5 protein-coding genes and 1 pseudogene are annotated in these 7016 nt (G+C 61.2%); 1 reads left to right on the top strand and 5 read right to left on the bottom strand.

Annotated elements, in window-relative coordinates:
• Positions 1 to 195: 195 nt before the first annotated feature.
• Positions 196 to 633: pseudogene (locus tag ILFOPFJJ_RS34280) on the top strand (IS5 family transposase); the annotation flags it as partial.
• Between the two features lie 340 nt (positions 634 to 973).
• Here the strand turns inward: ILFOPFJJ_RS34280 and ILFOPFJJ_RS34275 are convergent.
• The 5 genes from ILFOPFJJ_RS34275 to ILFOPFJJ_RS34255 form a co-directional block, all read right to left on the bottom strand.
• Complete coding sequence (locus ILFOPFJJ_RS34275) at positions 974 to 2170, bottom strand: IS701 family transposase (RefSeq protein WP_173514824.1); 1197 nt, start codon at positions 2168 to 2170, stop codon at positions 974 to 976.
• Between the two features lie 316 nt (positions 2171 to 2486).
• Entirely contained in the window at positions 2487 to 3917 is a 1431-nt protein-coding gene (locus tag ILFOPFJJ_RS34270; RefSeq protein ID WP_173514823.1) for a M16 family metallopeptidase, read from the bottom strand.
• Between the two features lie 4 nt (positions 3918 to 3921).
• On the bottom strand, positions 3922 to 5181 hold the full coding sequence (locus ILFOPFJJ_RS34265; protein ID WP_376741497.1) for a M16 family metallopeptidase: 1260 nt from the start codon (positions 5179 to 5181) through the stop codon (positions 3922 to 3924).
• Positions 5182 to 5782: 601 nt separating this feature from the next.
• The gene (locus ILFOPFJJ_RS34260; protein WP_173514822.1) at positions 5783 to 6067 is read right to left on the bottom strand and encodes a hypothetical protein; all 285 of its coding nucleotides are present in this window, start codon (positions 6065 to 6067) and stop codon (positions 5783 to 5785) included.
• A 575-nt stretch (positions 6068 to 6642) separates the two neighbouring features.
• The coding region (locus ILFOPFJJ_RS34255) for a GNAT family N-acetyltransferase (protein WP_173514821.1) at positions 6643 to 7016 on the bottom strand (374 nt) is incomplete at its 5' end.

Below are 7016 nucleotides of genomic sequence, written 5' to 3'. Positions count from 1 at the left end.
GATCAACCTCAGATCGCTGCAACTGAAAAAGCGATGGGGCGTGGACGTCGCATACAGAATACTTCCCCTAACGCATCCTCTTCCTGACGACTCAGGATCGATGATGCACCATCACATGCCCGGACTACACACTTTAGGTTAGGCGGCCGCAAACTCATAAACGGGGGTTTTTGTAAGCAGGAAGATGATGATTCAATGAGGCCCCAATTTGGTGCCCTGCGTGACCGCCGTCGTTTCGACCGACTGGTTTCGAGTGGGCGATTATTCAGCCCTTGCTGCGGAACAAGAGTCGCGACGCACCGCGTGTTGGTGACCGGCGCGTGATCAACGGCATTATGTGGCGGTTCCGCACAGGCTCACCTTGGGCGGACGTCCCGGAGCGATATGGGGGCCTTATACCACGTGCGACAACCGTTTCGTGCGGTGGGGAAAGGCGGGTGTTTGGGATCATGTGTTGCGCGAGATCGCAAAGGTTTTCGACGGCGACATCGTTATGATCGACAGTTCCTGTGCCGGCTTCATAAGCATGCGGCCACGGGAAAAAGGGGGATGAAGATGATGGCTGCATGGGACCTTCCCGCGGCTGCCAGAAGACGAAAAATCCACACGGTCGTCGACGCCGACGGCAGGCCGAGTCAGCCATGGATGGTTCGGTCCCCCCTGATAATTTGAGCGATGCGCATTGGGAGCGGCTAGCGCTGCCGATGCCCGCGGCTGCAAGGGCGGGGTCCGCGCACAGACAACCGGCGCTTTCTGAATGCAGTTCTTTGGATGCCGCGCCCAGACGCTACGTGGAGCTACCTGCCGCCGCGGACGAGCCCGAACGTCAAGCAGCACTACCATCAGATGAGCTCGTCGAGCGGCCGCCTGATGGGCGCGTCTCCAGCTTGACCATGCGATGACGTAGGCGGGTGTATGCGACGCTGGGCGAGTTTGATGGCAATGCGCCGGACTTCCTGGATAGACCAGCGGATCAAATCCTGATGGTCGGCATCCGCGGTCTTTTTTGGGGCGTCACGTCATTGGCGCGGTACCGGATCACCGCCATCATGGCGAAGGCGAGCATGACGAGGGAGACGTGGCGATGCCAGCCATGCCATGACCGGGTTTCGTTGTGATCGAGCCCGAGCTCGTTCTTGGCGGTCTCGAAGCTGTCTTCGATCGCCCAGCGATGGCCTTCAACGGAAACGAGCGTCTGGATGCCCGTCCCGGCCGGGCACCACGTGGTGAAGAATGCGAGATCACCGTCGCTGATGTTGCGCCGGATCAGCAGGCCACGGGTCCAAAGCCCCGATTTCGTCTCGTTATATTCGTCGGCATCGAGATCGGCGAGTTCGCAGTAGGCCCAGTCATGAAGCCGCGCGCCTTTGGTGCCCTCACCGGCGGAAAGACGCTGCCATGCACTTGAATCAAGGTCACGGGCGATCTCCTGAGCTGTGCCGGCGACCGGAGGCTTCCCCGACCAAGAGCCGAAATGGTGGTCCGACTTGACCCCAAGAACGTAGCCTTTGCAGGCTCGCCGCAGGGTTCCTTCGACGTCCCCGACGCCATACACCGCATCTGCGGCCACCCATGAAAAAGGCACATCGGCTGCCAGCGCACGCCGTATCATATCGACAGCCAAGCCCGGCTTGGTAGCGAAGGCTGTAGCCTCAGGAACATGAGTTGCTGAAAGCCTTGCCGGATCGCCAGTCCAGCTCTTGGGCAAGTACAGGGCTCGATCGATAAAGGCATGACCGCGAGCGGACACATAGGCGGCGAACACACCGATCTGGCAGTTCGTTATCTTGCCTGCCGAACCTGTATATTGACGCGCAACACCGCACGAGGTCTTGCCCTGCTTGAGGAAGCCCGTCTCATCGATGACCAAGACCGCGTCATCTGTGGCGAGGTTTTCTACAACATACTCTCGCACGATGTCGCGAAGTCCGTCCGCGTCCCAACGCCCGCGCCCCAGAATGGCTTGTTGCCGCCACGGGCCGGGATCACCGGCCGCCTCAGCGCGCATCCAACCTGTCTTACGCCGCTCGTCACCCAGCAAGCAGTCCAGGAAAAGGTTCGCGGATGCTGCGACTCGCTCCTGCGTAAACAGTCCGCGCATGCGGGCTTTCACGTCACGCAGCGATGATGCCCAAAGCTCAAGCGTCGTCTCGATTGATGTACCTCTCATCCATGATCCCTGAATCTAGGGGTCTCCATGATTCGGAGGTCCTGGAGACCCATGGATTCAGACGATAGTTAATATAATTAGACATGGGCTTCGCCAATCGAACTGAGTGCATGCTGGCGGCCTCCGCCTTAATTCTGCGGACCACGGTCGGCGTCCTCTATCCAACCGAAAGGAGGCTGGCACGAGGGCGCAAGCTCGCCACGATCCTGCGAACCGGCCGACCGAACCGGCAAATGCGTCGCAAGGCCGGCGAAAACTCGGCGACCCTTTCACACCCATTACACCACCGAACCAGACTTCGCTCACCCGATACGCCTCACCAAGGAAGAAAGGAGCGGAATGGGAGCCTGGGCTCATCCCTTGCCCCCAGCGGCCGGCCGACGACCATAATGGCGGGCTCGGCCGAAAGCAGCTTCCATGCCGCTGCCTTGACCTGGTCGAGCGTCACCTGATCGATGAGGACGGCGCGGCGCTGAATGTAGTCGATGCCGAGCTTGTCGACCTGCAAGTCGACGAGCGTGGCTGCGATCGAGGCGGAGGAATCCAAATTATCGATGGCAAAGGCGCCGATCAGATATTTCTTGTTCGCCTCGAGCTCGGCCTCGGTAGGACCCTCGTTCGCCATCTCCTTCACCACTTTTCGCACGAGGCTGAGCGTCTCGGCCGCCCTGTCGGCGCGCGTGGCCGTGGTGACGACGAGCGCGTTGGAATGCTGATGCTCGACTAGGCTGGAATAGACGCCATAGGCGAGGCCGCGCTTTTCGCGTACCTCCGCCCACAGGCGCGACGTGAAGGGCGACCCGCCGAGAATTTGGTTCATCAGCATCACGGCGTAGAAGTCCGGCGCGCTGCGCTTGACGCTAGGCCACGCCAACTGCAGCGACGTTTGCGGCAGGTCGTAAGCGACTTCAACCTGCTGGCCGAGCTTCGGGGCGAGATCGGCGACGGGGGCGAGGGCCTGCTTCTCAGGCAAATCGCCGAACAGCTCGTCGAGCTTTTTACTCAGCCTCTCCGCATCGATGTCGCCGACCACCGCCACATGCAGGCCGTTGCGGGCAAAAGTGGCCTTGTGGAAGGAGCTGAGATCGGCCGGTTTGATACCAGCGAGGCTCTCTTTGGTACCTTCGTCCGGCCTTGAATAGGGATGAGTGCCATAGATCGCGCGCAGCCATTTGCGATGGGCAATGGAGTTGGGGTCGTGTTCATTGGCGATGATGTCGGAGAGGAGCTGGGCGCGGATGCGATCGATCGGTGCCTGGTCGAAGCGGGGCCTGTTGACAGCGAGCCGAAGCAGATCGAAAGCGGCGTCCTGCTGTTCAGACAGCATGCGCATCGAGCCGTAGACGCCGTCGCGCTGCGCGTCGAAACTCAACTCGGCGCCGGCATCGTCCAGCTTCTCCTGGAAGGCATCGCTGTCGAGATCGCCGGCTCCCTCGTCGAACAGGCCTGTGATCAGATTGGCGAGCCCCTCCTTGGCGGCCGGATCCTGCGCGGTGCCGCCGTCGAAGGCGAAGTGGAGGGCAATGATCGGCGCCGTATGGTCCTCCACCAGCCACGCGGCGATGCCCTGTTCGGATTTCACCTCCTGGATGGTCATCACCGCATGGGCGGCGAGCGCCTGCAGGATGAAGAAGAAAATGGCGAGGAGAAAGGTCGAAGGCGGGGTGGCGTGGCGCTTGGGCCTCGCTTTTTCCACAAGGGGAGAGGGCAAGGCGCGCGCAAGGGCGCCGCGATGTTGGTTCGTCATCACATCAATTCCCTGTTTTGGGCAAGAGATAGCCGGTGGTCGAATGTTCGGGCACGAGATAACGGGCGGCGACGGCCTTCACCTGATCGGTGGTGACCTTGCGGATGCGGTCCGACCATTCCCGGACGTCCTGCACGTTGCGGCCGATGGTAAGCGTGGAGCCATACAAGTAGGCCATGTAGGGCTGGTCGTCGCGGGCGAAGATCATCGAGCGGACACAGCGGTCCTTGGCCCCGTCCAGCTCGTCATCGGTCACACCGTCCCTGACAATGCGGGCGATCTCCGCGTCGGCTGCCGCTTCCAGATCGGCGAGCTTGGCATCGCCCCGCGGCGCGCCGTAGATGGTGAACCTGGTGGCATCCAGCATGGTGCCCTGGAAATACGCACCAGCATCGGCGGCAATACCCTGTTTTACCACCAGCGTCTGGTAGAGGCGGCTGCGATTGCCGCCGCCGAGGATCTCAGCAAGGAGGTCGAGTGCCTCGGCCTCGCCGGCCTCGGCCGTGTGATAGGACGGCACCACCCAGTGCGTGGATAAGCCGGGCACCGAAACACGGGGATCGCGCACCGTCACCGTGCGTCTGGCGTTCTGCTCCGGCTCGACCGGGCGGGTGCGGGTTAGACTAGGACCCGCCGCAACCTTTCCATAGGTCTTTTCGGCGAGCGCCTTCACCGTCTCCGGCTCGACATCGCCGGCCACCACGAGCACGGCGTTGTTGGGCCTATAATATAGGTCGTAGAACTCGGCGGCGTCAGTCCAGTTCAGCTTGTCCATCTCCTGCAGCCACCCGATGACCGGGATGCGGTAAGGCTGGTTCTGCCAGAGCGTCGCGCCGACCTCCTCCTCCAGCACCGCCTGCGGATTGTTGTCGATGCGCCAGCGACGCTCCTCCAGTATCACGTCGCGCTCGGTCTTGATGTCATCCTCGGTGAGGACGAGGTTGACCATGCGATCGGCCTCGAAGTGCATCATGTGTTCCAACGACGAAGGCGCTACCGTCTCATGGAAGGCGGTGAAGTCGTAGGAGGTGAAAGCATTGCTCAAGCCGCCGATGGCCGAGACGGCGCGGCCTAACTCGCCGGCGGCATGGTTGGTCGTGGCCGCCTTGAACATCAAATGCTCCACGAAATGGGCGATGCCAGATTTGCCCGGCGGCTCGTCGGCGCTGCCGACCTTGTACCACACCATATGGGTGATGATCGGCGCACGGTGATCGGGGATGACGACCACCTCCATGCCGTTGTCGAGCAGGAAATTAGTCACCTCGCCGTCATCGGTAGCGGGCAGAGCCGGAGCGGGCGTCACCAGGGCCAGTGCAGTCGCAGCAAGCGTCCTGCACAGCCAGCCAGACCGAAGTTTAATCGATGGCCTCGGTTCTGGTGGAGGGACGGAAGGAGAGGTTCGCGGCAAAGTGATTGGTTGTTTATATTGAAGGCCCTGCGTCTCAGTCTCCCCGGATCGTGGGAGAGGGTGGATCTGCGGGCATCGCCGAGCCGAATGAGCAACCGTATTCCTGTTGTCGAGCCTCACTTGAGCGTCGCCCTTGGATTTATCCGGGAGACTCGCGGCGGCGGTAGCTTTCTGTGAGGTGATCATGGAACGATTTCTCCTTGGTCCGTCACGTTTGTGCGGATCACCCGGCATATACCGTGCCAAAGGAGAAAACCGTTAAGGGCAACATGATAGGTCTGCTCTGCTATGCTGCGTAGACGACATTGTCGGACATTGGACAGCGCCGATCGCGAAGCGTTTGCGGTAGGGGCTGGTATCTTGCTCGTGCAAGTGACGATTGAGCGCTACTGCCGCGCAAATGGGAAAGGGTGTGCCTCGAACTGACCCGCGAGCACCTGAGAACACCACACGTTCACGCAAACATCGTCGCGAGGCGCGCGATTTCGGCCGGCATGTCCAGGTTTCGGATGCCGCGCTCGGCTTCCTTGTCGAGGAGCCGTTCTCCCGCAAGTGCAGCGTTGCGATAGTGGCGGGAAGGGAGGGAGGGCGATGCCTGCCTGTGGGCTGGAGCAGGTCGCTGATAGGTGATAGGGCAGCCGAGAAACTGGCTGCGACGAACAGGAATTGGTTCGTGGTTGGCCAGATGAAGGCCGAGCAGAACTGCAGCGGCCTGGCTGCAAGCAGGCGGTCGTGACATGGCGCGATATTCGAAAGGCTCATACGTCGCATGGTCGCCGGTGCGGTGGAGAAGATGACGGCGGGGCCCGACCCTTCAGATTGCGATCGGCCGCGTGCAACGACGATGCCTCGGGAAGACAGTGCCGAAGCATAGCAAGTGGTGGGACCGCATAGGACTCAGCATGCCGACAGGAGTTCGTCGGTGTGCGGCCATTATTACTGGCAATCGCTGCAATGATGTCCTCGCATCATGCGAACGCGGCCTCGGTATCAAACTCGGCTCCCATTTTTCGATGGCTTCGTCGGCTCCCGTGCGCGTCGATGGCCTCAGGGGCGAGGGTGTCGATGATGTGGCAGATGTTGGCAGTAATGCACTCGGTGATCATCAGCAGTTGAACGCCAATTGCTCCACGATGCGCAATGCCGCCTGTTCCATTTGGACGATATGGGTCCGCGGCGCTGTGGTGCGCCGTGCAGGGTCAGCAGTTCGGCGTAGAACCGCCGCATAGTCTCCGATCGGCGGTGGTGCGGCGAGTTTCACCAGCAGAACCGAAAGGTGCGCGTTGAAAGCCGCGCTGAGGTCCGCTGCCGCTGTTAGATCATTCTCGTGCTCGTTGGCGCCTCGGACCGAAGGGCTAGTGTTGCTATCCTCAGGGTTTGATCGGTCGGATGCGGCGAGATCGCAAATCCGAACTCTCTGCACATTTTCAGCATCTTCGCATTGTCGCTCAGAACGAGACCTTCGATGCGTTTCAGACCGTCGGCCGCCGCATAGTCCATCAGATGAGTGAGGAGAGCCCAACCAACTCCGTTCCCCTGCAGGTCGGTCCTGACCAGCAAGCCGTATGCGGGCGCCTCGGGATCTGGATCCGCGTAAAGCCTCGCAATTCCGGCAAGCTCGCCGTTTTCCTTGTCGAGAGCGACGAAGGCCATCTCGCGCTCGTAGTCAATCTGGGTGAGCCTCACCA

It is taken from the genome of Sinorhizobium psoraleae (assembly GCF_013283645.1).
GTDB classification, from domain to species: domain Bacteria; phylum Pseudomonadota; class Alphaproteobacteria; order Rhizobiales; family Rhizobiaceae; genus Sinorhizobium; species Sinorhizobium psoraleae.
The sequence above is the reverse complement of the archived record's forward strand: the minus strand, read 5'-3'. Positions and strand labels throughout refer to the sequence as shown.

Bases quoted from the DNA above. Each gene is read 5' to 3' on its own strand.
- ILFOPFJJ_RS34275 (WP_173514824.1), bottom strand. From the start codon at position 2,170: ATGAGAGGTACATCAATCGAGACGACGCTTGAGCTTTGGGCATCATCG.
- ILFOPFJJ_RS34270 (WP_173514823.1), bottom strand. From the start codon at position 3,917: ATGACGAACCAACATCGCGGCGCCCTTGCGCGCGCCTTGCCCTCTCCC.
- ILFOPFJJ_RS34260 (WP_173514822.1), bottom strand. From the start codon at position 6,067: ATGTCACGACCGCCTGCTTGCAGCCAGGCCGCTGCAGTTCTGCTCGGC.